This is a genomic window from Halogranum gelatinilyticum, from assembly GCF_900103715.1.
GTDB classification, from domain to species: domain Archaea; phylum Halobacteriota; class Halobacteria; order Halobacteriales; family Haloferacaceae; genus Halogranum; species Halogranum gelatinilyticum.
This window is the reverse complement of the sequence record NZ_FNHL01000009.1, coordinates 14,083-40,917: the sequence shown is the minus strand read 5'-3', so window position 1 is coordinate 40,917 and position 26,835 is coordinate 14,083. Positions and strand designations below refer to the sequence as shown.

Here is a 26,835-nt window from a genome sequence, read left to right as displayed (position 1 = left end):
GGTCGGCGGGCAGTCCGAGCGCTCCGTCACGTTCGGCTCGCCGCGGCGGTCGGCACCGACACGACACGAATGACACAGTCACGAAACTCACGAGACGCGCGACAGCCAGCACTCCTCGCCGCCCGATACGACGACCGAACCGAGACGACGGACGAACTCGCCGCTCTCGCCGAGACGGCGGGCTACCGCGTCGTCGACGAACTCACGCAGACCCGACCCGAGGATTCGAGCTACCAGTTCGGCCGCGGCAAGGCCGAGGAACTCGCCCGCCGCGTCGCCGAGAGCGGCGTCGAGACCGTCCTCGTCGACAACCCGCTGTCGCCACAGCAGGTCTACAACCTCGAAGCACTGGCCCCCGACGGGACGCGATTCGTCGACCGCCACCGGCTCGTCCTCGACATCTTCGCCGAGCGAGCGGCGACCAAAGAGGCCAAGCTGCAGGTCTGTCTCGCCGAACTGCGCTACGAACTGCCCCGCGTCCGCCAGGAGATCCGTCTCGAAACCGAGGCCGCGAACGAGCGGCGGACGGTCGAAGGGATGAACGAGAAGGAACACCGGCGCGTGCTCGACCTCCGCGAGCGTATCCAGCGTGTCGAAGCCGAGCTGGACGCGCTCGGCAGCGTCGGTGAGAGTCGCCGTGACCGCCACCGCGAGGCTGGCCGCGACCTCGTCGCACTCGCCGGCTACACCAACGCCGGGAAGTCGACGCTCCTACGACGGCTCGCCGACGACCTCGACGTCGCGGGAGAGGGCGAGCCAGTCCACCCCGACGAAGCGACGACCGCCCGAGCCGCTGACCGACTGTTCGAGACGCTCGACACGACGACGCGGCGAGTCTCGACCGAGGGGAGACAGCTGCTCGTCACCGACACGGTAGGGTTCATCCGCGACCTCCCGCCGTGGCTGGTCGACGCCTTCGAGTCGACGCTGTCGGCCGCCTACCACGCCGACGTCGTCCTGCTCGTCGTCGACGCGAGCGATCCGCCAGCAGAGATCGAATCGAAGGTCGACACCTGTCGCGAAGTCCTCGACGGCCGTACTGATGGCACCATCGTCCCCGTGGTGAACAAGGTCGACCGCTGCTCGGCCGACGAGGTCGAAGCTGCCCGCGCTGCTGTCGCCGAGTTCGACGCCGACCCGGTCGCCGTCAGTGCTACCGAGGGTACCGGAACCGACGACCTCCTCGCTCGCGTCGGGTCGGCGATTCCGACCGCCGAGGCGACGGTCGACGTGCCGAACACCGGTGAGACACAGGCCCTCCTGGCGTGGGCACACGACCACGGCACCGTCGCCGACGTCGACTACAGCCGTGGTGACGCCGAACGAGTGACCGTCCACTTCGAGGGCAGACCGGGCGTCGTCGAACGATTCCTGTCGAAAGCCGAGACGCTGGACTGAGGCTTGCCACGGGGCGTAGCCCTTTATCGGAGGACGACCGACACGGCGTATGAGTCTACTGCACGCAGCCATCGAGGTTTCGGACATGGACGCGACGACCGCCTTCTACAGCGAGCATTTCGGCTTCGAACCGGTCGCCGAACTGGACGCCGGTGGCGTCACCAACGTCTTCTACGGCACCGACGGCGAGATGGAAGTCCAGTTCATCCCCGCCGAGGGCGAAGTCGAGCCGTCCGGGCTGAACCATCTCGCGGTCGACGTCGACGACGTGGACGCGCTCGTCGACGAGTTGGGCGACGAGCGCGTCGACCGCGGCCCGTTCGCCGTCGACGAGTTCGGCCTGTACGTTGCGTTCGTCACCGACCCCGACGGCTACGTCGTCGAGATCATCCAGGAACAGGAGTGAGAACGCGCTCGGTGTAAGCACCCTTAAGACTCGTCGCCTGTTTCCCTCGACTATGCAACCACGGGACCTCTCAGACCACGCTCCGTACGTGCCCGGCCGCGGGACGGAGGAGGTCGCCCGCGAACTCGGACTCGACCCCGAGAACCTGACGAAGCTGTCGTCGAACGAGAACCCGTTCGGCCCGAGTCCGAAGGCGGTCGAGGCAGTTCGCGAGACGGCATCGGACATCGACGTCTATCCGACCACCTCCCACGCGGACCTGACCGAGAAACTCGCCGAGAAGTGGAATCTCGCCCCCGAGCAGGTGTGGGTCAGCGCCGGTGCCGACGGCGCGCTCGACTATCTTGCTCGCGCGATGCTGGAGCCGAGTGACCGCATCCTGACGCCGACGCCCGGCTTCTCCTACTACGGGATGAGTGCCCGCTACCACCACGGCGAGGTGGCGGAGTACGAACTCACCGCCGACAACGACTTCGCGCAGACGCCCGAGACAGTCTTGGAGTTCTACGACGGCGAGCGTATCGTCTACCTGACGACGCCGCACAACCCGACCGGCTCGGAGTTCTCCCGGAAGGACATCCGCGAGATCGCCGAGTCGGTCGACGACGACACCCTCGTCGTCGTCGACGAAGCCTACGGCGAATACTCCGAGCGGCCGAGCAGCATCGACCTCTTGGATCAATACGACAACATCGCCGTCACGCGTACCTTCTCGAAAGCCTACGGCATCGCGGGTCTCCGCATCGGCTGGGCCGCCGTGCCCGAGGCGTGGGGCGACACCTACGCGCGGGTCAACACGCCCTTCGCCGCCAACGAGGTCGCCTGCCGCGCTGCACTCGCCGCGCTCGACGACGCCGAACACGTCGAGAAGACCGTCGAGACGGCGGCGTGGGCGCGCGAGTATCTCCACGACAATCTCGACGCGCCGACCTACGAGAGCGCGGGCAACTTCGTCCTCGCCGAGGTCGGCGACGCGAGTGCCGTCGCCGAGGCCAGCCAGCGCGAGGGCGTCATCATCCGCGACTGTTCGAGCTTCGGGCTGCCGACCTGCGTCCGCATCTCCTGCGGGACGAAGGCGGGCACGAAGAAGGCCGTCGAGGTCCTCAACAGTATCCTCACCGAGGTGGCCGAGGCGTGAGGGTCGTCGTCACCGGTACCCCGGGGACGGGCAAGACGACGGCTGTAGAGGCCTTAGATACCGACCACCGCATCGTCCACCTCAACGACGCCATCCGCGAACACGACCTCTGGACCGAGCGTGACGCCGACCGCGACACGCTCGTCACCGACCTCGACGGCGTCCGCGAGTGGCTCGGCGACTGGGAGGGTATCGTGGAGTCACATCTCGCACACCACCTCGACGCCGACAAGGTGGTCGTCCTGCGCTGTCGGCCGGACCTGCTGGAAGAACGGCTCGTGGAGCGCGGCGAATCTACGGAGAAAGCGAGGGAGAACGCCGAGAGCGAGGCACTCGACGTCATCCTCTCGGAGGCTTTCGAGTTCCACGGCGCGGAGAAGGTCTACGAGATCGACACGACGGAGCGCGCGCCCGAGGCGGTCGCAGGCGAGATACAGGCCGTCCTCGACGGCGAGCGCGACCCGAGTGCGGGCACCGTCGACTTCGTGGACTATCTATGACGCTGGACCAGTACCGCTCGACCGCGGACAAGTTGTTGAAGCCGTTCGTCTCCGTCGCCGACAGCCTCGGCCTCTCGCCGAACGGCGTTAGCGTCATCGCCTTCGGCTTCGCCGTCGCTGCCGGGGTCGCCTTCTACCTCGGGACGCCGCTGTGGTACGGGCTGGGCGCGCTGTTCGTCTTCTGGAACGGCTGGCTCGACCTCGTCGACGGCGCGCTCGCTCGGAAACAGAACGTCGCGAGCGACGGTGGCGACCTGCTCGACCACGTGCTCGACCGCTACGCCGACATCGTCATCCTCGCGGGGATGGCCGCCGGTATCGGCAACTACGCGCTCGGTCTCGCAGCGGTGACGGGCGTGCTCATGACCTCGTATCTCGGCACGCAGATTCAGGCGGTCGGTCTCGGCCGCGCCTACGGCGGCCTGCTCGGCCGCGCGGACCGCCTCGCGCTCGTCGGCTTCGCTGGCTTCCTGACGGCCCTGTTCCCCGGTGACCTCGTCGCGGGCCTCGGCCTCATCGGACTACTGCTCGTGCTCTTCACTATCGTCGGCCATCTGACCGCGCTCCAGCGGTTCTGGGGCGCGTGGTCTGATCTGGAGTGAGAGCGCGGCTTTCGGTTTCTCTGACTCGGCAGCGATTCGGGAGACGTGGCCAGCCCGGTCCGTAGAACCGGCTCACCGCGGCGGGGCGTGCCTTTTATACCCCCGGCTCCACTATTCCAGTCCATGCCCCAGTGCGAGATGTGCGGAGCCAACAAGGCCTCGCTCACCACCACGAAAGTCGAAGGTGCCGAACTGCAGCTCTGCGACAGCTGCAAGGACTTCGGGACCGAGGTCCGCACTGAATCGCAGAGTTCGACGTCGACGAAGTATTCGACGTCCTCTTCGAAGGCGAGTTCGTCGAGTTCGTCGTCTTCCTCGTCCTCGTCGTCGTCCGGCGGCAGCACGCGCCGTCGCCGCGACATGTTCGACGACATGGACGAGATCGCGACGGACTACGACGACCGCATCCGGAAGGCCCGTGAGAACAAGGGTCTGAGCCAGGAGGACCTCGCGAAAGAGCTGAACGAGAAGGCGAGTCTCATCCGTAAACTCGAACGCGGAAACGTCCTCCCGAGCGACGACGTCCGGAAGAAGCTCGAGAAGAAGCTCGGCATCTCGCTGACCGAAGGCTCCAGCGACGAAGACGCCGACTGGTCCAGCGGCTCGTCGACGAAGACCACGCTCGGCGACGTCGTCAAGCGCAAGGACTGAGTTCTCACTCTCTCTGTTTCTCTCGAGTCTCTCATTCAGTAGCGGACGCGCCGCGCGCCGTGGAGTTGAGGCGCGCCGCAACACGACGAACAGACCCACCGACCCCGACAGCAGTGTGTCGACGTCGGCCGCCGGCAGGTGACACAGACGTTCATACTCTCCGGACGAGGTTAGCGGCTGTAGGTATGCGTCGCGTGCCGTCCGCCGTCGGTGAGTAGGATGTGCCTGCTATCCGTCGACGACGTCGAGTGCTCAGCCTCAAGCGAGCGGTCGGGACGACCGAATCGGAGCCGAACAGCTGGCGCTCTGTGCAGAGAAATCAAGCTATTTACCGCCACGGCCGAATCTTCGCCTGTATGTTCATCCTCGTAAATCTGAAGGCGTATCCGTGTGACCCCATCGAGGTCGCAACCGCCGCACGCGACGTCGCCGAGGAGTCCGACGTCCGCATCGCCGTCGCCCCGCAGGCGGCCCACCTCTCGGCCGTCGCCGAGACAGGCGTCGAAACGTGGGCACAACACGTCTCGCCGAACGAGCACGGCAGCCACACCGGCAGCACGCTCGCCGAGGCCGCCGCCGACGCCGGCGCGACGGGGACGCTGCTCAATCACTCCGAGAAGCGCATGAAGCTCGCCGACATCGACGCCTCGCTCGACGCCGCCGAACGCGCGGACCTCGAAACCATCGTCTGCGCCAACAACCCCACACAGATCGGTGCCGCCGCCGCACTCGCCCCCGACGCCGTCGCCGTCGAACCGCCGGAACTCATCGGTGGCGACGTCTCCGTCTCCACGGCCGACCCTGGAATCGTCGAGGACGCCGTGGACGCCGCGGCCGCCGTCGACGAGAACGTCGACGTCTTCTGTGGCGCGGGCGTCTCGACCGGCGACGACGTCGTCGCCGCGGGCGACCTCGGCGCGACGGGCATCCTCCTCGCCAGCGGCGTCGCCAAGGCCGACGACCCGAAGGCCGCGCTCGAAGACCTCGTCTCCGGGCTGTAAGTCCGAGAAACAGTCGTTTCGCTCGCTCTCACTCCTTTCACTCGCTCGCACTCGTTGTCGCGCCGGCCGCCTCCGCTAGCCAGCGGTCCACGTCCCGTGTGACCGCGCAGGCTGACCCGCGACGCCGGACGGTCTGTCGACGCTGCCGACGCCGCGTTCGTGTCGCTCAGTGCTGGCCGTGGTCGGGCCACGTCGCCGAATCGTCGTCACCGTCGTCGCCCGCGGACTGGTCACGCTCGCTGTCGACCTCGCCGTCGACCCCGCCATCGGCCTCCACGCTCGATTCTTCGGCTGCGTCGAGGAACGCCGCCTCGATGGCTTCGACCGTCTCGCCGAACTCCTCGGGGTCGAGTCGGTCGGCGTACTCCTCGCGGACGAGATCCGGCAGGGCGTAGGCGTACTGCCCTCGCCCCGCGTGGCTGATGAATCCGGCCTGTCGGAGCGGGCGGTTGCGGCTGTAGGCGAGTTGGCTGTCGCCGCTTCCCCCGGCGGCGACGTGGGCGTCGACCGGGTCGCTCACGAGCTGCTCGCGGTAGTGTCGGAGCATCCGCCGCGACGTGGCGTCGAGGTCCGCGATGGCGGCGGTGAGCGTCCGCACGACGTCGCGCTGGTCGTGAATCCGGCGGTCGGTGTCGGGGCCACTATTTTGGGAGTCGTCGGACTCCGAAATCCTTGGGTCGGAGTCGTCGGCCGTGGGCTCTTCGACGATATCGCCAGCCTCGGCGACACCCTCGGAGCCTTCGAAGCCGGGATAGCCAGTGTTGTCGTCGGCGACGTCCGACTCGTCGTCGGTCTCGTCGACGGGGCGGGACTCGCCTTCGCCGACGGCGCGAATCGCGTCCTCGTCGGTCGCCTCGCTTTCCTCGTATTCCGAGAGGTCTCGTTGATGCTCCGGCCGGTTGAGGTTCCGCCCCCCGCCGCCGCGGTAGGGTGCCTCTGCCCGCTGGAGCATCGCCTGCGCGAACTTGTCGGCCATGTTGCTCATGTCCTGTGCCTCTTCGAGCTCCTGTCTGAGCTGACGGATGGTCGCGTCCTTCTTGTCGAGTTCCTGCCGGAGGTCGGCGATGGTGCTCTCACGCTGGGCCTTCTCGTCGGAGATCTCGCGGAGGTCGCTGACGAGGTCGCCGCTGACGGACTTGAGTTCCGGTCGCTCGAAGTCGTCGAGACCGGGCGTCGCGCCCGCGTCGAAGGTCTCCTTGCGGTGGAACTGAACTCTTCGAAGCGACTCGCTCCAGTCGGTCATCAGGAAGCCCTCGCCGTTGCCCATGTCCTCGATGGCGTCGGCGTACTCGTTGCCCAGGATGCGGCCGACGACCTTGGTGTCGTTGCGCCACGTCAGGCGGTGCCAGACGAGCCAGTCGCACTGGGTGATGTAGTCCTTCTTGACGTCGGCGGGCCGCTGGCTGATGCCGACGACGCCGAGCCCGTGTTTCCGGCCGCGCTTTGCGACCTTGATGAGCATCTTGCCCGCCTCGCCCATCCCGCCCTTCTCGGGGATGTACTCGTGGCACTCCTCGACGAGCATCAGGAAGGGTTTCTTCAGTTTCTTCTCCTTCGCGAAGAGTTGTCGGGAGACCTGCAGCAGCATCTCCTCGGCGTCGGCCTCGTCGAGATAGCCCGACACGTCGAGGATGATGGGGACGTTCTGCTCCAAGGCGAGGTTCGCGATCTTCTCGGCGTGCTCGGGGCTGACCTGGATGTCGCACTCGTCGTCTGCGCCCGCGTGGAGGATCTCGTACTGTTCTTTGAGACCGTAGTACTCGCCGTCGGTGTCGACGATGAGGACGGGGAACTGCGAGTCCAGCAGCTTTTCGATGATGACGCTCGCGGTGTTGGACTTCCCCGAGCCGCTCTTGCCTGTCACGAAGCCGCGACCGGTGAGAATCTCGACGACCGGAAGCGAGACGGGCGTTCCGGGCTTCTCGCCGCTGTCGCCGCCGGGTCCGTCGCTCACCTCCGCGACGGTGATGGTTTCCTGGTCGGTCATTCAGTTACTGGCAACTCCGACCGCGAGGGCATAACTCCTTTCGTCGCCTCAGGCGCGTCTGACGTCGGTTGGCCTGAACCCCCAGCCTGTAGGCGTCGAGTCGTAGCCCTCGAAGACGAATTCGTCGTTGGCTGCCTGTCCGGGGTCGATGGTCGCCGTCCGCTCCTGCCGGAGTGTCTCGCCGTTCCGGAGAGTGACAGTCGCCGCGAAGTCGACGACGACCGCCACGTCGTTGCGGTTGATGATGCTGTAGAGCACCTGGTACGAGGTCTCGTCGCCGAAGCCACGGTGAGAAATATCGAGGTTTGCCGCGAGGCCGTCCGTTGGCGTCGCCGTCGCTGTCGGCTCTGCCGTCGACTCCTGCGTCTCCGTCGCCGTCTCTGTCTCCGTCGGCTGAGCGGTCTCGGTTGCTGTCGGCTCGTCCGTCTCGGTCGGCTCCGCCGTCGCTGTCTCTGTCGTCGACCCGTCCGACTCGTCGACGGGCGACCCATCCCCGTCTCCCGAGTCGGCCGAGTCGTTGACGAGTGTCGCGCCCGTCCAGCCGAGTGCGACACCGACGAGCAGCGAGATGGTCCCTCGCCGCCCCATCACGCCGTCCGACACCCACTGGTAGAACTGTTCGCTGCTCATTCGAAATCACCCAACGATGCCTGTCCGTCTCCACGCCGTCGCGGACGTGACGGCTCTGTCTCGTCGTCGCTGCCGTCGGCGTCCGCCCAGTGCCGCAGGTCGCCCTTGTCGGCGACGGCAGCCTCCGCGTGCTCACTCTCCGGGGCATCCCAGCCGTCGAGCGTCGGCTGTCCTGCCGCCGACGACTCACCACCGTCCGCTCCCTCCCAGCCGTCCAGACTCGCCTGCTCCTCGGCGGCGAAGCTCAGATTCGACACGCGGACGCCGAGTTTCCGCACCTCACTCTCCGTGAACTCCGTCAGGAGGTCGAGCGCGACCGACTCGACGAGGTCGGGGTCATCGACCGGTCCCGAGAGCGACTTCGCGCGGGTGTTGACGTCGAAGGGAGGAGTGACGACCTTGATGCCGATAGTGCGGTACATCGCTCCACGCTGACGGGCACGGTCGGCGACGTCGGCGGCGAGCGCGCGCACCTTCTCGCGTTTGGCTTCGTTGTCCTCCGTTGCCTCCACAAACGCCGACTCCCGCGAGAGGCTCTTGGGCCGCCCGGTCGGCGTCACCGCCCGGTCGTCGCGGCCGCGAGCGCGGTCGTACATCTCCCGCCCCCGGCCGCCGAACCGCCCTTCCAGCTCGCCGGGGTCCGCGCTCGCGAGGTCGCCAGCGGTCTCGATACCCAACTCGCCCAGTTTGCGAGCGGTCACCGGGCCGACGCCGTGGACGGCTTCGACCGGGAGCGGCGCGAGAAATTCCCGGACTTCGCCGGGTTCGACCACGGTCAGGCCGTCGGGCTTGTCGTAGTCGCTCGCGACCTTCGCGGTCGACATATTCGGGGCGACGCCGATGCTCGCAGGCACCCCGACCTCGCGGCTGATACGCTCTTTGACGTGCCGAGCGAACCCCTCCGCGAGCGTCCGGTCGCCCCCGGCGACGGTCTGCCACGCGGTCCGGTCGGTCACGTCGAGATAGGCCTCGTCGATGCTGACCTCGCGGACGACGTCGGCGCAGTCGTGGAGCACGTCCTTCACGTCCTCGCTCACAGCCTTGTAGAAGTCGAGGTCGACGGGGCGGTAGTATCCCGCACCGTCGGCGTCGGGGTCGTCCGACTCCTCGTCGATGCGGGGCAGCAGTTCGAGTGCCTTCGAGATGGCTTGGGCACTCTCGACGCCGTACTCGCGGGCCTCGTAGCTCGCTGTCGCGACTGCACCGTGGGCTTCACCCGCGTCGTAGCCCATGCCGACGACGAGCGGTTCGCCGACGAGTTCGGGTTCGCGCAGTCGCTCGCAGGAGGCGTAGAAACAGTCCATGTCGACGTGGAGGACGACGCGCCGCTCCTCGGCCGGGGGCGTGCCAGGCAGCGTCTCCCCACTCATCGTCTCACTATCGGAGCGCGAGGATGGAGAAGCTTCGGGATGTGCAGTGAAAGTGAAGCGAGAAACGACTACTTCAGGCGTTCCTGCAGGAACGACGGATGTGCGGCGGTGACGCCGTCGATAGCGAGTATCTCGTCGCTGATGACGTCGCCGACGGCGTCGCCGTCGTCGGCGCGGACTTCCGCCATCAGCATATGGTCGCCCGAGGAGGTGTAGAGCGTCTCGATGGAGTCGAGCCCCTTCAGTGCCCGCGTCGCCTCGACGTACCGCTCGCTCTCGACGTCGATGCCGACCATAGCGATAGACTGCCCGGTCAGCTTCTTCGGGTCGACATCGGCGGAGTATCCGACGATGACGCCGCTCTCTTCGAGCTGTTTGATGTACTTTCGCACTGTCGGTTTCGACACCCCTGCGCTCTCGGCAATATCGGCATAGGAGGCCTGTGCATCCTCTTCGAGGGCGGCGAGGATACGCTCCTCCGTGGAGGTGGAACTCATTGAGTGAGCTTTCGGTTGGCATAAAAAATATCTTCCGAATCGAAAACGGCTTGTGTAACTCGTAAAACCCCGTCACGACCGGCTCAAGTGTCAACAGGTGTACCACGGTGCCAAAGTCTGCTCGGCTGTCAGCGTTACACCGAAATCGATGCCGTCTCGTTGGCACGTCCGACGCGTCTCGTCGTCCGGATGATACCGAAACGTCTCGTTCGGCCCGCCTGCGACGAACACGGAGATACGTGTCGGGTCCGCATCGGGGGAGACACCCTCCGACTCGGACAGATGGTCCGGTTCGAGTTCGTAGACGTGTGAGAAGACGGTGGTGCCGTCGCTATCCTCGATACGTATCGCGATTTGCTGTGTTTCGTCGGTGCCGTTCCTGGGCATGATCTCGATGGTGTCACCCTCACCTTCGAGTTCAGAGCTACTGCCACAGCCAGCGAGACCAGTGAGACCGGCGGTACCGAGGGTCGCGAGGAGACGACGTCGAGTGGAGTGGGGACCAGCCATCGTGTCGGTCGCTACACAGTGCAGCGGCTAAGCGATTGTGTCCGAAAGAAAGTCGCAGCCGTGAACGCGGCGTGCGTTACTTGTGCTTGTCGAGGAACATGTCGTACGAGCGCTCCCACTCGTAGTCCTCGTCGAAGTAGCGCTCTGCGAGCGGCGCCTCCGGCATCTCGCCGATGTTCTGCTTCTCCTGCTGGTAGGACGGGCGGTCCTCGTCGACGTAGAACCGGCCGGTCAGGACCTTGCCCTCGTGGAGGGCGTCCTCGGTCTCGTGCATCATCTCGGCCGCCTCACGGCGGTCGGTGACGTCGAAGTCGTAGTCGTCGGAGTCCTGCACGTCGATGTACGGGACGTACTGGCGGGCGTCCTTGTTCCAGGTCGGACACTGCGTCAGGAAGTCCACGTGTGCGAAGCCGTCGTGGTTCATGGCTTCGATGAGGATCTCCTTGGCCTGGTTCGGGTTGACGGCCGCCGTCCGGGCGACGTAGGACGCACCGGAGGTCAGCGACAGCGACAGCGGGCGGAGCGGCTCCTTAGCACTGCCGTGCGGCTGGGTCTTCGACTTGTGACCCTTCGGGCTCGTCGGCGAGGTCTGGCCCTTCGTGAGGCCGAAGATCTCGTTGTTGAACACGATGTAGGTCATGTCGTGGTTCTCACGAGCCGTGTGCATGAAGTGGTTCCCACCGATGCCGTAGCCGTCACCGTCGCCACCGGCGGCGACGACTTCGAGGCCGGGGTTGGCGAGCTTCGCGGCCCGAGCGACGGGCAGCGAGCGGCCGTGGATGGTGTGGAACCCGTAGCTGTCGAGGTAGCTGTTCAGTTTGCCGGAACAGCCGATACCCGTCACGAGCATCGTCTCGTCCGGCGTGCGGCCGACCTCCGGAAGGGCCTGTTTCAGTGCCTTGAGGACACCGAAGTCACCACAGCCCGGACACCACGTCGGCTGTGGTTCGAGACCAGGCGTATACTCCTCTCGGTCGATCTCGCGTTCTTCACCGATTGCGCTGAATGCACTCATGTTTACTCACCTGCTTTGGGGACGAACTTCGTCCGCGTGTGGTCGAGTTCGCCACCCTCGATGACGTTTACTTCGAACCCTTCGACGATATCAGCCGGCTCGAACGGGTTGCCGTTGTACTTCAGGAGACTGGACAGCTGCTCGCCGTACAGGCCGAGTTCCTTCTGGATGAGACCGCGGAACTGCGCCGAAGCCGTCATCTCGACGACGAGCGCCTCGTCGACGCTCTCGATGAACTCCGCGACCTCCTTCTCTGCGAAGGGCATCATGTCGGAGACGCCGAGCGCCTTGACCGAATGACCCTTCTCGTTGAGGACGTCGACTGCCTCCTCGACGGTGCCCTGCTGGCTCCCGAACGTGATGAGACCGTAGTCGGCGTCTTCCGGACCGTAGTAGGTCTGGTGGCTGTCCTCGCGGTTCGCCGTGTCGAGCTCCGCGCGGATGGCCTCCTTCTTCTGGATACGACGGTTGATCTGGGCAACACGGTTCGCCGGGGACTCCGAGATGTGTCCTTCCGGCGTGTGCTCGTTACCCGTCGCGAGGAAACGACCGCCCTTCTGACCGGGGATGGAGCGCGGGCTGACGCCGTCCTCGACGTCGTGCTGGAAGCGCTTGTACTTCCCAGTCTCCGAGTGCGGCGCGTCCTCGAGTTCCGCTTCCGTCAGAGTCGAACCCAGCGACGGGTTCGGTGCCTCGTCGAAGACGCTGGCGGGCACGTTGGCGAGCTCGCCACCGAGCTTCTGGTCGTAGAGGATGATGGACGGAATCTGGTACTCGTAGGCGATCTCGAACGCCTTGCGCGTCTGCGTGTACGCCTCGGCGGCGGTCCCGGGCGCGAAGACGATGCGCTGGGAGTCACCCTGCGAGGTGTACAGGACGTGTTCGAGGTCGGACTGCTCGGGCTTCGTCGGCATACCCGTCGACGGACCCGCACGCATCGCTTCGACGAGGACGACCGGCGTCTCGGTCATCTCGGCGAGGCCCAGCGGCTCACCCATCAGCGCGAAGCCACCGCCGGACGACCCGGACATGGCCTTCGCGCCGGCGTGGCTCGCACCGATTGCGAGTGCCGCCGCGGCGATCTCGTCTTCGACCTGTTCGGAGATGCCGCCGACCTCGGGGAGGTTCTGCGACATGATGGTGAAGACCTCGGTCCACGGGGTCATCGGGTAGCCCGCGATGAACCGGCAGCCTTCGTCGAGCGCGCCGTAGGCGATGGCGTCCGAACCCGAGAGGAGCACCTGCTCCTCGTCGTGCTCGCTGGAAGGGACAGACACGTCAGGTGCGTCGGTGTCGTACTCCTCCTGTACGAGCTCGTACGCCTCGTGAAGAATCTCGATGTTGGGCTCGAGAATCTTCTCCGGCATGGCGTCCGACATCAGGTCCTCGATCCACTCGAGTTCGATGCCAGCGAGCGCGCACGTCACACCGACACCGGCGGTGTTCCGCATGACTTCGCGACCGTGCTCGCGAGCCATACTACGGAGGTCCAGGTCGTAGACGTGCCAGTTGTTCTCTTCGACGCGCTCGTCGAAGTTCTCGATCTCGCTCGCGTCGAGCAGCCCCGAGTCGTAGACGATGACTCCGCCCTCGCGGAGTTCATCGAGGTTCTCCGACAGCGGCTTGATCTCCTCGTTACCGTAGTAGGCGTGCTCCTGTGGGTTCCGAGCGAAGGAGTCACCAAGCGCGAGGAGGAAGTTGTATCCGTCACCGCGTGATTTGACCGGGTCGGCCGAGGCACGTACTTCGGTGTACGTGTGGCCGCCACGGATTCGCGACGGATAGTGTCGGTGCGTGAACACGTGTAGCCCCGCCCGCATCAGGGCCTTTGCGAAGTTCTGGCTCGTCGAGGCGATCCCGTCCCCGGACCCCCCTGCGATTCGCCAGATGAGTTCGTCTTCAGTCATATTTGGATGTCACGGCCCGCCGATACGGACCACTAGTAGCGGGATGTTGCGACGGTCAGGCCTTAGACTTTGCTATGGATTAGCAAGGAACGATAATGAAGAATCTAGGCTTCTCGGCTCTTCTCCGGGCGTTCTTGTCAGATCCGAAATGCGGACGTTCACCCTCTCCGGTCACTGTCGGCGGGGCTGTTTCGGGCGTTCGAAGCCGAATCAGTGACACAGAGATCAGGTTTGCCGTGAGAGGGCCTCATGCTGAAGTGTTACACTTCGTGGGGTGTTGATTTCTTTCTGAACCCGAAGATATAAACCCGGCAACGAAATTAAACCCGTCCTAAGACGAATGAAACTATCACCAGTCATCGTCGCGTTCCTCCTCGTCACCACACTGGTTCCCGCCGGTGTGGTCGGTGCGACGAACGAAGCACCGCTTCCGGAAGCGGGACTTGACCAGACTGTCACTCGCGGCTCGACGGTCTTCCTCGATGCGACGGGGTCTCGTGACCCTGACGGCCGCATCGTCGACTACGAGTGGTCTGTCACCTCGCCGACCGGACGAAGCGTACCACTGTCCGACGAATCCTCGCCACGGACGACCTTCGAAGCAAACACGCGAGGTCAGTACGAAGTAACACTCACCGTCACCGACGACGACGGTGCCGAACGGACCGATACCCTCTACGTGACCGTCGAACGCGGACAGGCACCGCAAGCGACCGTCGACGGTCCCGACACTTCGCTCGTCGGCACGACGGAGACGTTTACGGCGACGCTCGACCGTGGGGCGGCCCCACTGGAACGGATCGTCTGGACCGTCGATGGAACGACTGTTGCCAACCGCTCGCTCTCGTCGGAGACGACGACAGACTCGCTCAATCAGACGTTCGGTGCGACGGGAGCACACACGATTTCCGTGAAACTCGTCGACACCGACGGGCTGACAGACACGGCGACGACACGACACAGTTCCCGGCCGAGACAGAGTCCACCGGACCAGCCGCAGCCGTCCGTTGCGAGCCAACAGTCGCCGACACTTGACGGCCCAGACCTCGTCACTGGCGGCGAACCACTCCGTGCGACGTACGACCTCGCTGGTGCTCCATCGGGAGTCGTCCGGTCAGTACAGTGGTACACCGAACATGGCCGAATCGGGAGCGGTGGTCGACAGGAAATCCGGTGGCAGCCCGGCGACCACCGCGTCTACGCCGTCGTCACCTACACCGACGGCTCCAGCGACGTCGCTCGGTTCTCCGACGGTTCGACGACCGTCGTTGCCGACCCCAAACCGACAGTATCGGTCGGAGACCTGACTGCGTCCAGCGTGCTCTCCGGCGAAGCTGTCGGGACCGACGGCTACGACAACCTTCAGTCCGTCCGCGTTGAAGTCGACGGCGAGACGCTGGTTCGCCGACCGGAGATTACTGGAAGACGAGGGGAGTGGCCACGGCAGACGAAGCGGATCCAGTTCACCAAATCGGTTCAGTCGTTCGACGATCCCTTGACGATCCGGATTACTGCAACTGACCGACGCGGACAGACGACGACCGTCTCGAAGGAAGTGACACCCGTCGGAGAGCCTGAAATCGTCGAATCCGGATTCGTGAACCTTCCGGTGGATTCGTACCACGAACGGATCGACCCGGAGCGGTACGCGGCGAAGCACGTGGTAAAGATCGAATTGAACGGGGCTGATCCGGAGAATGTATCGGTAGTACAGACGCCTCAAAAGAAGGAGAGAACCATACAAGTAGATCGTGGTCAATTTGATAAGAATCGATATGCAGAGGATGGAACACTAACAGTTGTTTCGTATTGGTCGGCGGAGAAACCCGGCACATATGAGCTCGAAAGTCGGACAAAGTACACTAGTCTGAACACACCGGTTACTGAGAACTTGGTTGTAGAACCAAGCCCACCAGAAGTCAGGCTCACTGCGGAAACTGATGGTACGACACAGTCCGCCGACAATTGGGGACTAATACTGGATGCCAGCCGTTCATTCGACCCTGACGGTACCGATTTGAAATACTTTTGGGGAGAAGGAGCCGATCCGATTGGACCCGGAAATTCGACAGGAGAACTCCGTTCGCTCCGATCTGCAACGCTGGTGGTAGAAGACGGAAGCGGGGCAAGAGCGACTCAAAATCACTCCTATCATCAGTTCTTCGTTCCACCGAACGCAACGATTGAACCAGTTGATGACGGCCCTTACACCGCAAACGAGACGGTGACATTCGCCGTCTCGACAAACAATTACAAATTTAGTAAAAACAGGTACGAAACACAGATTCGAGCGAAGCCAGTCGACGTAGACGGCGAAGTGAAGGACTGGCACAAAACAACCCGGAAGCCCACTGGAAAGACAGCAGCAAACCAGCGCCAGTGGCACGGAATCATCGAAGTCCCTGCATCCGAGTTGATAGCGAAGGATGGGGCCGTGGAGATCTACAATCAGAACAATCCAGAACGAATCAGCGTCACACACCCACTCCCCTCAGTGACGGTTACGCAGAACGCGCCACCAGTCTACAAGATAACCGGCATCAACGAAATAAAGTACCTGATTAGGGCCGAAAAGCAGATACAGCGAACTGTCGACAGCCCTGATGAAAAACTTCGACTCCTGACCAAGGGCTACAACGTAACTGACAGCCGCGTCACTGACAGAGAGTTCGTACTTGAGGAACGCGTCAAAGTACACGAGGCTCAGTACGAGACGGAAACACAGTCCTTCCGACAGCGGGGATATCGTGAAATGTTCCTCAAGGATCGATCTGAGTGGGAGAAGGCAGGAACTCGTCGAGAGACGAGAACGTGGACGTCGACAGAGACGGAATGGCGGGACAGCCGCACCGGAGACGGAGATTTCACCGGGAACACGCGTCGTAAGCAGATCGAACCTGCCGACTACAAGCGTCAGTACAAATACGAGTACACGGACGAAGAGACGAGAACGGGAACGAGAACCGTCTGGGAGACGCGAACACGAACGGTTCAGGAGACTCGGACTCGAACTGTCGAACGCTGCTTCGGGTTCCGGTGTTACACGTATGATGAGACGTATACCGTCACAGATGAAGAAGAGTATGAAGTCCAGACCACGGAGCGTTACACCTACACGGTAACAGAGCGTGAAACCTACTGGGCGTTCTTCTCACACGGTTACAGTCACGACCGCACCGGTGAGAGCAGGCTAATCAAAATCTCTCCCGCCGAGTACACGACACAGTACCAGTACCGATTTGAAGAGACACATCAAGAAGACTACATAGTCTACGAGGCAAGTCGCCAAGTACAGGTCGCACCCGCACAGTACGAATGGCGGCCAACAACGACTGTCAACGACGAGCTGAAGGCATACCAGCGGTCGAGACAGTCCGATTATCGGCTTGGATCTCAGTCTGTTTCCAAAGAGTGGACATTAACTAAGAGTCTCGGAACAGCGAAAGTAATTTCCGACTCCTACCGTGACGAGGATAACGTGATCGAGACTCGTGCGACGGTGAGTGGATTCAAAATGAACCGCCAGCTCAACCCGGAGACGGGAGAGTTCACAATCACGGGGGGTGAGGACTTCGAGATAGTCCACCGTGAGAGCGGTCTGTTGAGCGAAGCAGAGATTCGACGCTCGTACAGGTCGACCACACGGTGTGCAGACGAGAACCCAATGCGGCGATGGGAGTGTCAATAGTGGTTATGTCTCTGAAGTCACTCTCTGTAGGCGTATTGATCTTGTGCCTAATAGCGACATCTGCTGGGAGTTCAATAGCTGCAAGTCCATCTGAAAGAATGGGGAGTGGATGTGAGGTAGAGAAACCTGTCAGGACAATCCAGGACACAACGCAGGTACATTTCACGGTTGAATTTGAGGGATGTGACCAAGTCACGATATCTGCTAAGAACAAGGGGGATTGGAAGAGAGAAACAGGGTTCACTATCCGATCAGACGGAACTGAGATTCAAAATGTACAATTCGACACTAGCCCGGGGGATGTACATAACTGGAGTTTTAATTTAACCCCGAACTTAGATATTCGAGATAAGAACCATACAGTCACGGTCACGACCTATGGAAATCTCACTAAGTACAACTTCACCCGTGACATCAACTACACTAACGGCACCGAAATACCCCACACCCACATCGAAGACGTCAAAGTCACCAACGGAACGATCGACGGCGAACCTTCTACCGTCGCCAAGGTCACCCTCTCGAACCCGAGCATACAGATGTATAGCACGAAATTGATGGTCTATACTGAGGGGACAGACGGAAGCCTGTATGGCGCGTCAGTCGCTCCTGGTGAGAATCGCACCATAACGGTTGAATTACTCGAAGACCGAGGGACCAAAGTCGCAGGAGAAGCCCGTCTCTATGCCGGAAATATCTCAGAGCGTGAGGGTGGTATCGACCAGGTCGAGTTCGTCGGCCGTGCGGGCACAAACACCACTACGTGGAACGAGTCGTACGAGCCAGTCAAGGCACCCTGGCGCGACGACCACTACGTCTATCAAAACGAGTCGATCGAGACCGGTGCCGACAGAAACGGTCTCGTCCCCGACCTGAGCGAGACCCAACTCCTCTACGCTGGCGCGGGTGTCGCCCTTGTCGGTCTGGGGGGGCTGAAGCGGCTCCTGACCTAAGCCGTCACTCTTTCATATTGTCCGGACTACGCGGGTGGTAATCGGTCTGGTACTCCCCGACCTGTCCATCCAGACGGTCCGGGTTGATTCGCCCTGCAAGCAGCATATAGTCGAGAATCGTCAGCTGGAGCATCGACTCGACGACCGGGACGCCCCGCGGCGGTAGCACGGGGTCGTGGCGGCCGACGACCTGAATCTCTTTCTCCTCTCCAGTCTCCCAGTCGACCGTCGTCTGCTTCTTCGGAATCGACGTCGGCGCGTGGAGCGTCACCTCGCCGTAGATGGGCTGGCCGGTCGTGATGCCGCCCTGAATCCCGCCGTGTTTGTTGCCGACGGGCGTGGGGTCGCCGTTCTCGTCGAACTCCCAGTCCTCGTTGCGGTCCTTGCCGGTCCACTGGCGGGCCTCCTTGCCGAGACCGAACTCGAAGGACGTCGCCGCCGGAACGGACATCATCGCCTGTCCGAGACGGGCGGAGAAGGAGTCGAAGCGCGGTGCACCGAGACCACGCGGGACGCCGCGTGCCTCGAAGTAGATGCTGCCGCCGATGGAGTCGCCCTCCTTCTGGTATTCGTCGATGCGGTCGCGCATCTCCTCGGCCGTCTCGGGATGGGCACAGCGGACTTCGTTTTCTTCGCTGTGTTCCAGAATCTCCTCCCACGTGACCTCCGGTGCTTCGATGTCGCCGATCTGGTTGACGTGCGCTTTGACCTCGATATCCTGCGTGGCGAGAATCTTCTTCGCAATCGCGCCTGCAGCGACCCAGTTCACCGTCTCGCGGGCGGAGGAGCGGCCGCCGCCGCCCCAGTTGCGCGTACCGAACTTCGCGGAGTAGGTGAAGTCGCCGTGGCTCGGTCGCGGTGCGGTGACGTAGGGTTCGTACTTACCGGAGCGGGCGTCCTTGTTCTGGATGACCATCCCGATCGGCGTCCCCGTCGTGTAGCCGTCTTGGACGCCGGAGTTGATGGTGACTTCGTCCGGTTCGCCGCGGCTCGTCGTGATCATCGACTGGCCGGGCTTGCGACGGTCGAGATCGCCCTGGATGTCCTCTTCACTGAGTTCGAGACCGGCCGGACAGCCGCTGACTGTCACGCCCATGGCCTCGCCGTGGCTCTCCCCGTAGGTGGTGACCTGGAAGAGTCGGCCGAAGCGGTTTCCGTTCATTACCCGAGGATGTGGGTTCCTCGCATTTAGCGTTTGCAGAAGACGCAAGCACGAGCCGGTGCCGACGAGAAGGGCCGCGTTCTGTCGATGAGAGGGACCGCGTTCCGACGAGAGGGGTCTTGCCGCGCTCCCTACTGACGACGCACGTCCGCGCCGAGGTCGGAGAGTACGTCGAAGAAGTCCGGGAACGAGACGTCGACGTGTTCGCCGCCAGCAATCGTGGTCGTCCCATCGGCGACGAGACCGGCGACAGCGAGCGACATGACGATCCGGTGGTCCGCGCGGCCGTCGACGGCAGCACCTTCGAGGGCCGACTCGTCGCCGTGAACCGTCAGGACGTCCTGTTCTTCGGTCACTGTCGCACCCATCTTGGTCAACTCATCGGCCATCGCGCTAACGCGGTCGGTCTCCTTGTACCGGACGTGTTCGCAGTTGACGATGCGGGTGTCGCCGTCGGCGATAGCACCGAGCGTGGCGATGGTCGGCAGCAGGTCGGGGGTGTCGCCGACGTCGACCTCGACGCCCGAGAGGTCCGAGTGGCGAACCGTGATGTAGCCGTTGTCCTCGTCCCAGTCGATGTCTGCGCCCATCCGTTCGAGGACGTCGACGATGGCACTGTCGCCCTGCGCGCTCGGCTGTGCGCCCGCGACGACGACTTCGTCGTCATCGGCGGCAGCGACGGCACCGGCCGCGAGCAGATAGCTCATCGAGGAGAAGTCGCCGGGGACGTGGTACTCGCCGTCTGCGGGGTCGTAAGACTGGCCACCAGGGACCGAGAAGCCCTGTTCCGTCTTCTCGGCGTCGACGCCGAACGCGTCGAGGACTTCGAGCGTGATGTCGACGTACGGCGCGGACTTGAGTTCCGTTTCGAGGTCGACGTCGATTCCTTCCTCGGTCACGGCACCGGCCATCAACAGTGCCGTGATGTACTGCGAGGAGACGTCTCCGGGAATCGAGACCGTTCCGCCCGAGATCGGACCCTTGACCGCGAGTGGTGCCTGCCCGTTGCCGCGGGTGCTCTCGGCACGGCCGCCGAGGCTGTCGATGGCGTCGAGGAGCGGTCCCTGCGGCCGCGAGCGGAGCGAGGAGTCGCCAGTGAGTATCGAAATGCCGTCGGCGAGGGCGGCACAGGCGGTGACGAGTCGCATCGTCGTCCCGCTGTTGGCGCAGTCGATGACGTCCGCGGGGACGTCGGGGCGGCCGTCGAAGCCGGTCACATCGAGGTGATTTTCACCTGCTTCGCGGTCGACGTCGCCGCCGAAGGCGTCGACGGAGCGCATCGTCGCCTTCGTGTCGGCACTGACGAGCGGGTCGTAGACGAGCGCGCCGCCGCTGTAGCCCGCGGCGAGGATGGCTCGGTGTGTGTAGCTCTTCGAGGGCGGAGCGCGCGCACGGCCACGGACGCGCGACTGCGAGACTTCGATGTCCATACCGGCGTGTCTGTGTCGGCCCGTATCAGCGTACCGGAGGCGGTGACTTTGCCGTCGCGTCGTCGTATCGCCGGGCAGTCGTGATGGTGCCGGATGACGAACGAGGAGGCCGAGGGACAGCAACCGATTTATCGGTCCAGTGTGGCTGTTCACAGCATGGAACCCGACTTCTCCCCGCTCGACGACTATCTCGACGAGGCCGGTGCCGACGGCTATCTCGTCGACGCCGCTAGCGACGACTCGACGCAGCGCTACCTCTCGGGCTTCGACGCGCCCGACCCGTTCCTCACGCTCTACACGCCCGACGGGACCTACCTCCTCGTCTCGGGGCTGGAGTACGGCCGTGCGAAGAAGGAAGCCCGTGCCGACGAGGTCCGTCGCACCGCCGAGTTCGATGCGCAAGAGAAGAGACAGGAGTACGGCCGGTTCGAGGCGGGTGCTCGCGTCAACGCCGAGTTCCTCGCGGAGTACGACGTCGACTCCGTCGTCACGCCGCGCCGCTTCCCGCTCGGCTCCGCCGACGCGCTCCGCGAACTCGACATCCTCGTCGAGGCCGAGTCGCGGGACGTCGTCACCCAAATTCGTTCCGTGAAGCAAGAAGCGGAGATCGAGGCGGTGCGCGAGGCGCAGAAGGCGAACGAGAACTCACTCGCTGCCGCCGAGAACCTCATCGCCGCCGCCGACGTCGAGGACGGCGTCCTCCACTACGAGGGTAAACCCCTGACCAGCGAGCGTGTCAAAGAGGAAATCGAGGTCACACTCCTCCGCGAAGGCTGCGCGCTCGACGAGACCATCGTCGCCTGCGGCGCGGACGCCGCCGACCCGCACAACCGCGGCAGCGGCCCACTGGAGGCGAACGAGTCCATCATCATCGACATATTCCCGCGTAACAAGGCCTCGAAGTACCACGCCGACATGACCCGGACGTTCTGCAAGGGCGAGCCGTCGGAGACGGTTCGCGAGTGGTACGACCTGACCCACGAGGCACTGGACGCCGCACTCGACGCAATCGAACCGGGCGCGACGGGTGAGGCGGTCCACGACGCCGCCTGCGACGTCTACCAGGAGGCGGGCCTGCCGACGCTCCGCGACGACCCGACGACGGAGACAGGCTTCATCCACAGCACGGGCCACGGCGTCGGCCTCGACGTGCACGAACTCCCGCACGTCAGCACGAACGGTGACGAGCTGGAGGCGGGTCAGATCATCACCATCGAACCCGGCCTCTACGACCCCGAGGTCGGCGGCGTCCGAATCGAGGACATCGTCGTCGTGACCGAGGACGGCTACGAGAACCTGACCGACTACGACGTCGAACTGGTCGTCGAATAGGTCCGGTTTACTGGCGACTCATTATTCGACAGAGTGATACCTGACTGGCAAGTTCGACAAAGCCCCATGCATCTCGTCCTCGATTACGGCGGCGTCATCGTCGAACACGGTGACGAACGCAAACAGGCAGACGTTCTAGGTGTCGACCCCGAGCGCGACCCCTATCCCGGCTGGCTCGCGTACTTCGCCTTTCGTGATGGCTTCATCCAGAGTACCGCCGAGTACCTCGAACTTCTCTCGACGCTCACGGGCGCGTCCCACGACGCGTGTCGTGACTATCTCGAACAGACGTGGCTCGCTCCCGAGTTCCCCGCGGAACACGTCGACGTCATCCGCGAACTCGCGACCGACCACACGCTCGTCATCTTCGGCAACATGGCGCGCCCGTGGATCGAGACAGTCCTCTCGGAGCACGGGGTCCTCGACTGCTTCGACGACCTCGTCGTCTCCTCGGACCTTCGACGGTCGAAGCCCCACCCGAAAGGCTACGTCGAGTGCCTTCCCGAGGGTGACGAGCCGGTCGCCTTCGTCAGCGACGAGTACAACGAGGACCTCCTGATGGGCGAGACGTTCGGCATGACCTCGGTTTGGCTCGAAAACGACGACGACGAGCCGCCGTACCGAGAGCCCGACGTTCGGATTTCGAACTTCGGCGACCTTCTGGACGTCCTCGAGGGCGACGAATTCTCGTCAGTTCGCTAGTTACTCCGGCCGCTCGTACTCGGGGTCGAACAGCCACGCCGACGTCGGTCCGGGGTCGGTCCCCTCGACGACGGCATATTTCGAGAAGTCTTCGACGCCAGCCTCCATGAGCAGGTCCTCGTCGTAGAACTGGTTGCCCGTACACTCCGTCGGGTCGCGGGTCAGAATCTCCATCGTCGCGTCGCAGACGATTTCGGGCGTGCGCCAGTCCTCGGGCTGCCCGAGGTCGAAATGTCGGGTCGCTTCCGTCTCGATGGCGGCGACGGGCCACAGGCTGTTGACACCGATGTCGTCGCTCGCGAGTTCCTCCGAGAGGGAGTTCGCGAAGAACGTCATCCCGAGTTTCGAGAGCGCGTAAGCCGCCTTGCCGGGCGCGGCGTCCATCTTCATCGGCGGCGACATCATCAGGACGTGCGCGTGGTCGCTCTCCTTCAGGTAGGGGAGGGCGGCCTGCGTCGTCACGTACGCGCCGCGGGCGTTGACGTCCATGAGGAGGTCGAACCGCTTCGGGGGCGTCTGCTCGAACGGCGCGAGGTGGATGGCTCCGGCGTTGTTGATGACGATGTCCAACTGCCCCCACTCGTCGACGACGTCGTCGATGACGGACTGGACGACGTCGGCGTCGCGCACGTCGAGTTCGCGGTAGATGGACTCGCCGCCGCGCTCGCGAATTTCCTCTGTCGTCTCGACGATGGTGCCCGGCAGTTTGTCGTGCGGTTCGACGCTCTTGCCGGTGGAGACGACCTTCGCGCCAGCGTCGGCCAGTCGGAGCGCGAGGGCCTTGCCGATGCCTCGGCTGGTACCGGTGATGAAGGCGACCTGTCCGTCGAGCGGTGTGTCACTCATGGTCACGCGTTCTGCGGGAGGTTACTTGACCGTTCGTGCACGCGCGACCACGCGCCGGGAGTTTACTGAACGTTCGTGAAGGAGATTCGTTGGCGTTGCAGATGGCGGCGGCCGTCAATAGTCAGTTACTGCTGCCCGCCCGCACCGAACTCCTTTTGAAACGCGACGGGCAACCTTCGCGCAATGAACCTGCTCATCGTCGGTGCGGGCGCGATGGGCCGCTGGGTCGCCGAGACCGTCGACGCCGACGTCGCCTTCGCGGACCGCGACGTCGACGCGGCGGAAACGGCGGCCGAGGCAGTCGACGGGCGAGTCGTCGCCCTCGACACGGACGAGCGGTTCGACGCTGTCTGCCTCGCGGTCCCCATGTCCGCCGCTACCGACGCTATCGAAACCTACGCACCACTGGCTCAGGAGGCCGTCTTCGACATCACCGGCGCGATGGCCGGCCCCATCTCGGCGATGGCCGACCACGCGCCCGACCTCGAACGCGTCAGCTTCCACCCGCTGTTCGCGCCGCGGAACGCGCCCGGTAACGTCGCGCTCGTCGTCGACGAGAGCGGACCCGTCACCGACGCCGTCCGCGAAGACATGGCCGCCGCAGGCAACCACGTCTTCGAGACCACGGTCGACGAACACGACGAGGCGATGGAGACAGTCCAAGCCGGTGCCCACACCGCTGTCCTCGCCTACGCGCTCGCCGCAGGCGACGTGCGCGAGGAGTTCGCAACGCCCGTCTCCGCGGGGCTGGAGGACCTCGTCGCCACCGTCACCGACGGCTCGCCGGGCGTCTACAGCGAAATACAGTCGACCTTTGGCGGGGCCGACGACGTGGCCGCCGCGGCCGACCGTATCGCCGCGGCCGACGACGAGACCTTCGAAGAGCTGTACCGCGAACTCGCCGCGCGCTTCGGCGGCTCCGACGAGACGGCCGAGTCGCCTGCGAGCGACGAGTCAGCCGCCGAGGAGGCCGACCGATGATCGACCGCGAGGCCGTCCGCGACAACGCGAAGTATCTCCGGCAGGTCCGCCCCATCGACCCCGAGGAGATCGCGGAGTACGTCGAAGGCAGCCCCCACCCAGCGGTCGTCAAGCAGACGCTGCGCGAGGAGGCGTTCGACCTCGGACTCGTCGAACAGGACGACGGCACGTTCGTCCCCGTCGACGAGGAACCCATCGCCGTCCAGCGGTGGCATCCCGAGGCGTTCCCCCAGGAGTACAGCTTCGCGCTGGAAGACCTGCTTGTCCGCGAGTACGGCGCGAACTGGCACATGGGCGACTCGGGCGACACCCTCCGCGAGTCCGTCCGGCGGCTCAAGACCGACTACTACCACCAGAACCCCGTCGCATACGACGACACGGCAGCGGTGGGCTACGCGCTCTACCATCTGCCGGACAACTACGCCGTCGTCGGCTACGTGCTCGACGAGCTCGCGAAGAAGGGGCTGCTCCCCCGGAAGCTCCGCGTGCTCGACGTCGGCGCGGGCGCAGGCGGCCCGGCACTCGGTCTCTCGGACTACGTGGGCGACGACGCGCTCGTCGACTACCACGCCGTCGAGCCGAGCGCCAACGCCGACGTACTGGAGCATATGCTGGAGGAGACTCCCAGAAACTTCCACACGACGGTCCACCGCGAGACGGCCGAAGACCTGAATCTCGACGAGCTGAGTGGCGGCGAGGAGGACGACGAGTCCGACGACGCGTTCGACATCGTCCTCTTCGCCAACGTCCTCTCGGAACTGGACGACCCCGAGAGTGTAGTCCAGAAATATCTCGACGTCGTCGCCGACGACGGTTCGCTCGTCGCTATCGAACCCGCCGACTTGAACACCTCGACCGGCCTGCGGGAGGTCGAACGCGCCGTCACCGGTCCCGGTTCGGGGCTGACGGTCTACTCGCCGACGCTCCGGCTCTGGGACGGCTACGAACCTGCCGACCGCGGCTGGTCGTTCGACGTCCGCGACGACCTCGACGTCCCCGGGTTCCAGCACCGGCTGGACGAGGGCAACGACAGCGACGAGGAGGAGTCGGGGACGTTCGTCAACGTCGACGTGCAGTTCTCCCATTCGATTCTGCGGAAAGACAAGAAACGACGGTTCGACATCCGCGCCAGCGGGTCCCAGCACGCCCGCATGGCCGACATGGAAGAACACGTCACGGAGCGAATCAATCTCTTGGCCGTCAAACTGAGCCACAACCTCTCCGAGGGCAAGAACAAACTGTTCAAAGTCGGCGACGGCAGCGAGCAGGTCGAACACTACGCCGTCCTCACGCGGGAGTCGGTGCTCAACGAGGAACTGGAACACGCACCTTACGGAGCCATCCTGGGCTTCGAGAACGTCCTCGCCCTGTGGAACGACGACGAGGGCGCGTACAACCTCGTCGTCGACGCCGAGACGGTCGTCGACATCGTCGCGGCCTAAGCCTCGGCTTCGACTCTCGCTCGCTGGCCTTTCATGACGAGTCCTGCGCCAGCGATGCCGAACACCCACTGGCCGAGAACGACGATTTGACTCCGCTCATCGGCGTTTCTTCGCACCCTCGTCTCGTGTACGACGTAGTAGCTGCCGTTCTTCTCGACGAGTTCGTTCGCGCCGTCAATCGGGTCTCGTGCGGCGTAACTTCCGCTGTCGATGGTGAACTGGGCTTTCCGAGGAGCGTGTTCGTACTCCGTCGCGACCCGGTCGAGTGCTTCGTCCGTCGGTACCGGCCGGCTGTCGTATTTTATCTGGTTGTCTGCGCCCTCTCTCGCGACCAGTTCGTGGAAGCCCTCAGTTTCGGTGAAGACGTACTCGTAGTCACTCCGGAGGAAATGCGCCGGTGGACCGTCGTACCAGAGACCACCGTTCGCGTGAATCGCCCGTTCGAGAACACACGAGCGAGAGGGTGGATAGCCGTCGAGACAGGCGATCTGCGGGTCGACAACGTCAACGCCGCGGGGAATATCCGACGTGCCGTACTCCGTGAAAGATACTTCACTCGCCTCGTACTCGTATCGGTCCGGGTCGCCGATGTCGAAGTGGCCGACGACGAACGGGTTGAGCAGGAGGGCGAAGCCGACGAGGACGGTGAGTGTCCCACGGCGACGCGGGGAGAGCGAGACCATATTC

Annotated in this window: 24 protein-coding genes; 13 read left to right on the top strand and 11 right to left on the bottom strand. The window is 64.1% G+C overall.

Going from position 1 to position 26,835, the window contains the following annotated elements; genetic code table 11:
* Positions 1 to 69 precede the first annotated feature (69 nt).
* From hflX to tpiA, 7 genes are all read left to right on the top strand, one after another.
* On the top strand, positions 70 to 1,398 hold the full coding sequence (gene hflX, locus BLR57_RS18350) for a GTPase HflX (RefSeq protein WP_089700224.1): 1,329 nt from the start codon (positions 70 to 72) through the stop codon (positions 1,396 to 1,398).
* A 49-nt stretch (positions 1,399 to 1,447) separates the two neighbouring features.
* A complete protein-coding gene (locus BLR57_RS18345; protein ID WP_089700097.1) occupies positions 1,448 to 1,804 on the top strand; it encodes a VOC family protein in 357 nt (118 codons plus the stop codon).
* A gap of 52 nt (positions 1,805 to 1,856) precedes the next feature.
* Positions 1,857 to 2,942, top strand: a complete 1,086-nt coding sequence (hisC, locus tag BLR57_RS18340) for a histidinol-phosphate transaminase (RefSeq protein ID WP_089700095.1) — start codon at positions 1,857 to 1,859, stop codon at positions 2,940 to 2,942.
* Positions 2,939 to 3,442 (top strand): adenylate kinase family protein, encoded by a 504-nt coding sequence (locus BLR57_RS18335; RefSeq protein ID WP_089700093.1) that lies wholly within the window; start codon positions 2,939 to 2,941, stop codon positions 3,440 to 3,442. The genes hisC and BLR57_RS18335 overlap by 4 nt, the downstream gene beginning before the upstream one ends.
* Positions 3,439 to 4,044 carry a CDP-alcohol phosphatidyltransferase family protein gene (locus BLR57_RS18330; protein ID WP_089700091.1) on the top strand — a complete coding sequence of 202 codons (606 nt, stop codon included), beginning with the start codon at positions 3,439 to 3,441 and terminating at the stop codon, positions 4,042 to 4,044. Before BLR57_RS18335 ends, BLR57_RS18330 begins: the two co-directional genes overlap by 4 nt.
* 123 nt (positions 4,045 to 4,167) lie before the next feature.
* Positions 4,168 to 4,695: a multiprotein bridging factor aMBF1 gene (locus BLR57_RS18325; protein ID WP_089700089.1), complete on the top strand. Its 528-nt coding sequence runs from the start codon at positions 4,168 to 4,170 to the stop codon at positions 4,693 to 4,695.
* 356 nt (positions 4,696 to 5,051) lie between these two features.
* The gene (gene tpiA, locus BLR57_RS18320) at positions 5,052 to 5,696 is read left to right on the top strand and encodes a triose-phosphate isomerase (protein ID WP_089700087.1); all 645 of its coding nucleotides are present in this window, start codon (positions 5,052 to 5,054) and stop codon (positions 5,694 to 5,696) included.
* A gap of 166 nt (positions 5,697 to 5,862) precedes the next feature.
* Here tpiA and BLR57_RS18315 read toward each other — a convergent pair whose 3' ends face one another.
* The 7 genes from BLR57_RS18315 to BLR57_RS18285 form a co-directional block, all read right to left on the bottom strand.
* A complete protein-coding gene (locus tag BLR57_RS18315) occupies positions 5,863 to 7,683 on the bottom strand; it encodes a helicase HerA domain-containing protein (RefSeq protein ID WP_089700083.1) in 1,821 nt (606 codons plus the stop codon).
* Positions 7,684 to 7,731: 48 nt separating this feature from the next.
* Complete coding sequence (locus BLR57_RS18310; RefSeq protein WP_089700080.1) at positions 7,732 to 8,313, bottom strand: hypothetical protein; 582 nt, start codon at positions 8,311 to 8,313, stop codon at positions 7,732 to 7,734.
* Positions 8,310 to 9,683 (bottom strand): DNA polymerase IV, encoded by a 1,374-nt coding sequence (dinB, locus tag BLR57_RS18305; RefSeq protein ID WP_089700078.1) that lies wholly within the window; start codon positions 9,681 to 9,683, stop codon positions 8,310 to 8,312. The genes BLR57_RS18310 and dinB overlap by 4 nt, the downstream gene beginning before the upstream one ends.
* A gap of 68 nt (positions 9,684 to 9,751) precedes the next feature.
* Entirely contained in the window at positions 9,752 to 10,180 is a 429-nt protein-coding gene (gene lrpA1, locus BLR57_RS18300; protein ID WP_089700076.1) for an HTH-type transcriptional regulator LrpA1, read from the bottom strand.
* A gap of 90 nt (positions 10,181 to 10,270) precedes the next feature.
* Entirely contained in the window at positions 10,271 to 10,690 is a 420-nt protein-coding gene (locus tag BLR57_RS18295; RefSeq protein ID WP_089700075.1) for a hypothetical protein, read from the bottom strand.
* Positions 10,691 to 10,766: 76 nt separating this feature from the next.
* Positions 10,767 to 11,705, bottom strand: coding sequence for a thiamine pyrophosphate-dependent enzyme (locus tag BLR57_RS18290; protein ID WP_089700073.1), 939 nt, complete (start codon positions 11,703 to 11,705; stop codon positions 10,767 to 10,769).
* A 2-nt stretch (positions 11,706 to 11,707) separates the two neighbouring features.
* Positions 11,708 to 13,612: a 2-oxoacid:acceptor oxidoreductase subunit alpha gene (locus BLR57_RS18285; protein ID WP_089700071.1), complete on the bottom strand. Its 1,905-nt coding sequence runs from the start codon at positions 13,610 to 13,612 to the stop codon at positions 11,708 to 11,710.
* 340 nt (positions 13,613 to 13,952) lie between these two features.
* On the opposite strand from BLR57_RS18285, the gene BLR57_RS18280 reads away from it, so the two are divergent.
* Together BLR57_RS18280 and BLR57_RS18275 are read left to right on the top strand one after the other, a co-directional pair.
* A complete protein-coding gene (locus BLR57_RS18280) occupies positions 13,953 to 17,300 on the top strand; it encodes a PKD domain-containing protein (protein WP_089700070.1) in 3,348 nt (1,115 codons plus the stop codon).
* A 5-nt stretch (positions 17,301 to 17,305) separates the two neighbouring features.
* Positions 17,306 to 18,253 (top strand): hypothetical protein, encoded by a 948-nt coding sequence (locus tag BLR57_RS18275; protein WP_170830708.1) that lies wholly within the window; start codon positions 17,306 to 17,308, stop codon positions 18,251 to 18,253.
* Between the two features lie 4 nt (positions 18,254 to 18,257).
* Here BLR57_RS18275 and aroC read toward each other — a convergent pair whose 3' ends face one another.
* Both aroC and aroA read right to left on the bottom strand, forming a co-directional pair.
* Positions 18,258 to 19,415 carry a chorismate synthase gene (aroC, locus tag BLR57_RS18270; RefSeq protein ID WP_089700066.1) on the bottom strand — a complete coding sequence of 386 codons (1,158 nt, stop codon included), beginning with the start codon at positions 19,413 to 19,415 and terminating at the stop codon, positions 18,258 to 18,260.
* Between the two features lie 131 nt (positions 19,416 to 19,546).
* Positions 19,547 to 20,845 (bottom strand): 3-phosphoshikimate 1-carboxyvinyltransferase, encoded by a 1,299-nt coding sequence (gene aroA, locus BLR57_RS18265; RefSeq protein WP_089700064.1) that lies wholly within the window; start codon positions 20,843 to 20,845, stop codon positions 19,547 to 19,549.
* A gap of 156 nt (positions 20,846 to 21,001) precedes the next feature.
* On the opposite strand from aroA, the gene BLR57_RS18260 reads away from it, so the two are divergent.
* Both BLR57_RS18260 and BLR57_RS18255 read left to right on the top strand, forming a co-directional pair.
* Positions 21,002 to 22,177 carry a M24 family metallopeptidase gene (locus BLR57_RS18260; RefSeq protein ID WP_089700062.1) on the top strand — a complete coding sequence of 392 codons (1,176 nt, stop codon included), beginning with the start codon at positions 21,002 to 21,004 and terminating at the stop codon, positions 22,175 to 22,177.
* 66 nt (positions 22,178 to 22,243) lie between these two features.
* Entirely contained in the window at positions 22,244 to 22,879 is a 636-nt protein-coding gene (locus BLR57_RS18255; RefSeq protein ID WP_089700060.1) for an HAD family hydrolase, read from the top strand.
* Here the strand turns inward: BLR57_RS18255 and BLR57_RS18250 are convergent, their stop codons facing one another.
* A complete protein-coding gene (locus BLR57_RS18250) occupies positions 22,880 to 23,725 on the bottom strand; it encodes an SDR family oxidoreductase (RefSeq protein WP_089700058.1) in 846 nt (281 codons plus the stop codon). It lies immediately after the preceding gene.
* Positions 23,726 to 23,908: 183 nt separating this feature from the next.
* Here BLR57_RS18250 and BLR57_RS18245 point away from each other — a divergent pair, with 183 nt between their 5' ends.
* A complete protein-coding gene (locus tag BLR57_RS18245; RefSeq protein WP_089700055.1) occupies positions 23,909 to 24,706 on the top strand; it encodes a prephenate dehydrogenase/arogenate dehydrogenase family protein in 798 nt (265 codons plus the stop codon).
* On the top strand, positions 24,703 to 26,148 hold the full coding sequence (locus BLR57_RS18240) for a small ribosomal subunit Rsm22 family protein (RefSeq protein WP_089700053.1): 1,446 nt from the start codon (positions 24,703 to 24,705) through the stop codon (positions 26,146 to 26,148). The genes BLR57_RS18245 and BLR57_RS18240 overlap by 4 nt, the downstream gene beginning before the upstream one ends.
* Here BLR57_RS18240 and BLR57_RS18235 read toward each other — a convergent pair.
* Positions 26,145 to 26,831 (bottom strand): DUF8127 domain-containing protein, encoded by a 687-nt coding sequence (locus tag BLR57_RS18235; protein ID WP_089700051.1) that lies wholly within the window; start codon positions 26,829 to 26,831, stop codon positions 26,145 to 26,147. The two genes, BLR57_RS18240 and BLR57_RS18235, sit on opposite strands and share 4 nt — an antisense overlap.
* Positions 26,832 to 26,835: the final 4 nt, after the last annotated feature.

Excerpts from the sequence above, each read along its gene's own strand:
- hflX (WP_089700224.1), top strand. The coding sequence starts at position 70 with ATGACACAGTCACGAAACTCACGAGACGCGCGACAGCCAGCACTCCTC.
- BLR57_RS18345 (WP_089700097.1), top strand. The coding sequence starts at position 1,448 with ATGAGTCTACTGCACGCAGCCATCGAGGTTTCGGACATGGACGCGACG.
- hisC (WP_089700095.1), top strand. The coding sequence starts at position 1,857 with ATGCAACCACGGGACCTCTCAGACCACGCTCCGTACGTGCCCGGCCGC.
- BLR57_RS18330 (WP_089700091.1), top strand. The coding sequence starts at position 3,439 with ATGACGCTGGACCAGTACCGCTCGACCGCGGACAAGTTGTTGAAGCCG.
- BLR57_RS18325 (WP_089700089.1), top strand. The coding sequence starts at position 4,168 with ATGCCCCAGTGCGAGATGTGCGGAGCCAACAAGGCCTCGCTCACCACC.
- tpiA (WP_089700087.1), top strand. The coding sequence starts at position 5,052 with ATGTTCATCCTCGTAAATCTGAAGGCGTATCCGTGTGACCCCATCGAG.
- BLR57_RS18315 (WP_089700083.1), bottom strand. The coding sequence starts at position 7,683 with ATGACCGACCAGGAAACCATCACCGTCGCGGAGGTGAGCGACGGACCC.
- BLR57_RS18310 (WP_089700080.1), bottom strand. The coding sequence starts at position 8,313 with ATGAGCAGCGAACAGTTCTACCAGTGGGTGTCGGACGGCGTGATGGGG.
- dinB (WP_089700078.1), bottom strand. The coding sequence starts at position 9,683 with ATGAGTGGGGAGACGCTGCCTGGCACGCCCCCGGCCGAGGAGCGGCGC.
- lrpA1 (WP_089700076.1), bottom strand. The coding sequence starts at position 10,180 with ATGAGTTCCACCTCCACGGAGGAGCGTATCCTCGCCGCCCTCGAAGAG.
- BLR57_RS18295 (WP_089700075.1), bottom strand. The coding sequence starts at position 10,690 with ATGGCTGGTCCCCACTCCACTCGACGTCGTCTCCTCGCGACCCTCGGT.
- BLR57_RS18290 (WP_089700073.1), bottom strand. The coding sequence starts at position 11,705 with ATGAGTGCATTCAGCGCAATCGGTGAAGAACGCGAGATCGACCGAGAG.
- BLR57_RS18285 (WP_089700071.1), bottom strand. The coding sequence starts at position 13,612 with ATGACTGAAGACGAACTCATCTGGCGAATCGCAGGGGGGTCCGGGGAC.
- BLR57_RS18280 (WP_089700070.1), top strand. The coding sequence starts at position 13,953 with ATGAAACTATCACCAGTCATCGTCGCGTTCCTCCTCGTCACCACACTG.
- BLR57_RS18275 (WP_170830708.1), top strand. The coding sequence starts at position 17,306 with ATGTCTCTGAAGTCACTCTCTGTAGGCGTATTGATCTTGTGCCTAATA.
- aroC (WP_089700066.1), bottom strand. The coding sequence starts at position 19,415 with ATGAACGGAAACCGCTTCGGCCGACTCTTCCAGGTCACCACCTACGGG.
- aroA (WP_089700064.1), bottom strand. The coding sequence starts at position 20,845 with ATGGACATCGAAGTCTCGCAGTCGCGCGTCCGTGGCCGTGCGCGCGCT.
- BLR57_RS18260 (WP_089700062.1), top strand. The coding sequence starts at position 21,002 with ATGGAACCCGACTTCTCCCCGCTCGACGACTATCTCGACGAGGCCGGT.
- BLR57_RS18255 (WP_089700060.1), top strand. The coding sequence starts at position 22,244 with ATGCATCTCGTCCTCGATTACGGCGGCGTCATCGTCGAACACGGTGAC.
- BLR57_RS18250 (WP_089700058.1), bottom strand. The coding sequence starts at position 23,725 with ATGAGTGACACACCGCTCGACGGACAGGTCGCCTTCATCACCGGTACC.
- BLR57_RS18245 (WP_089700055.1), top strand. The coding sequence starts at position 23,909 with ATGAACCTGCTCATCGTCGGTGCGGGCGCGATGGGCCGCTGGGTCGCC.
- BLR57_RS18240 (WP_089700053.1), top strand. The coding sequence starts at position 24,703 with ATGATCGACCGCGAGGCCGTCCGCGACAACGCGAAGTATCTCCGGCAG.
- BLR57_RS18235 (WP_089700051.1), bottom strand. The coding sequence starts at position 26,831 with ATGGTCTCGCTCTCCCCGCGTCGCCGTGGGACACTCACCGTCCTCGTC.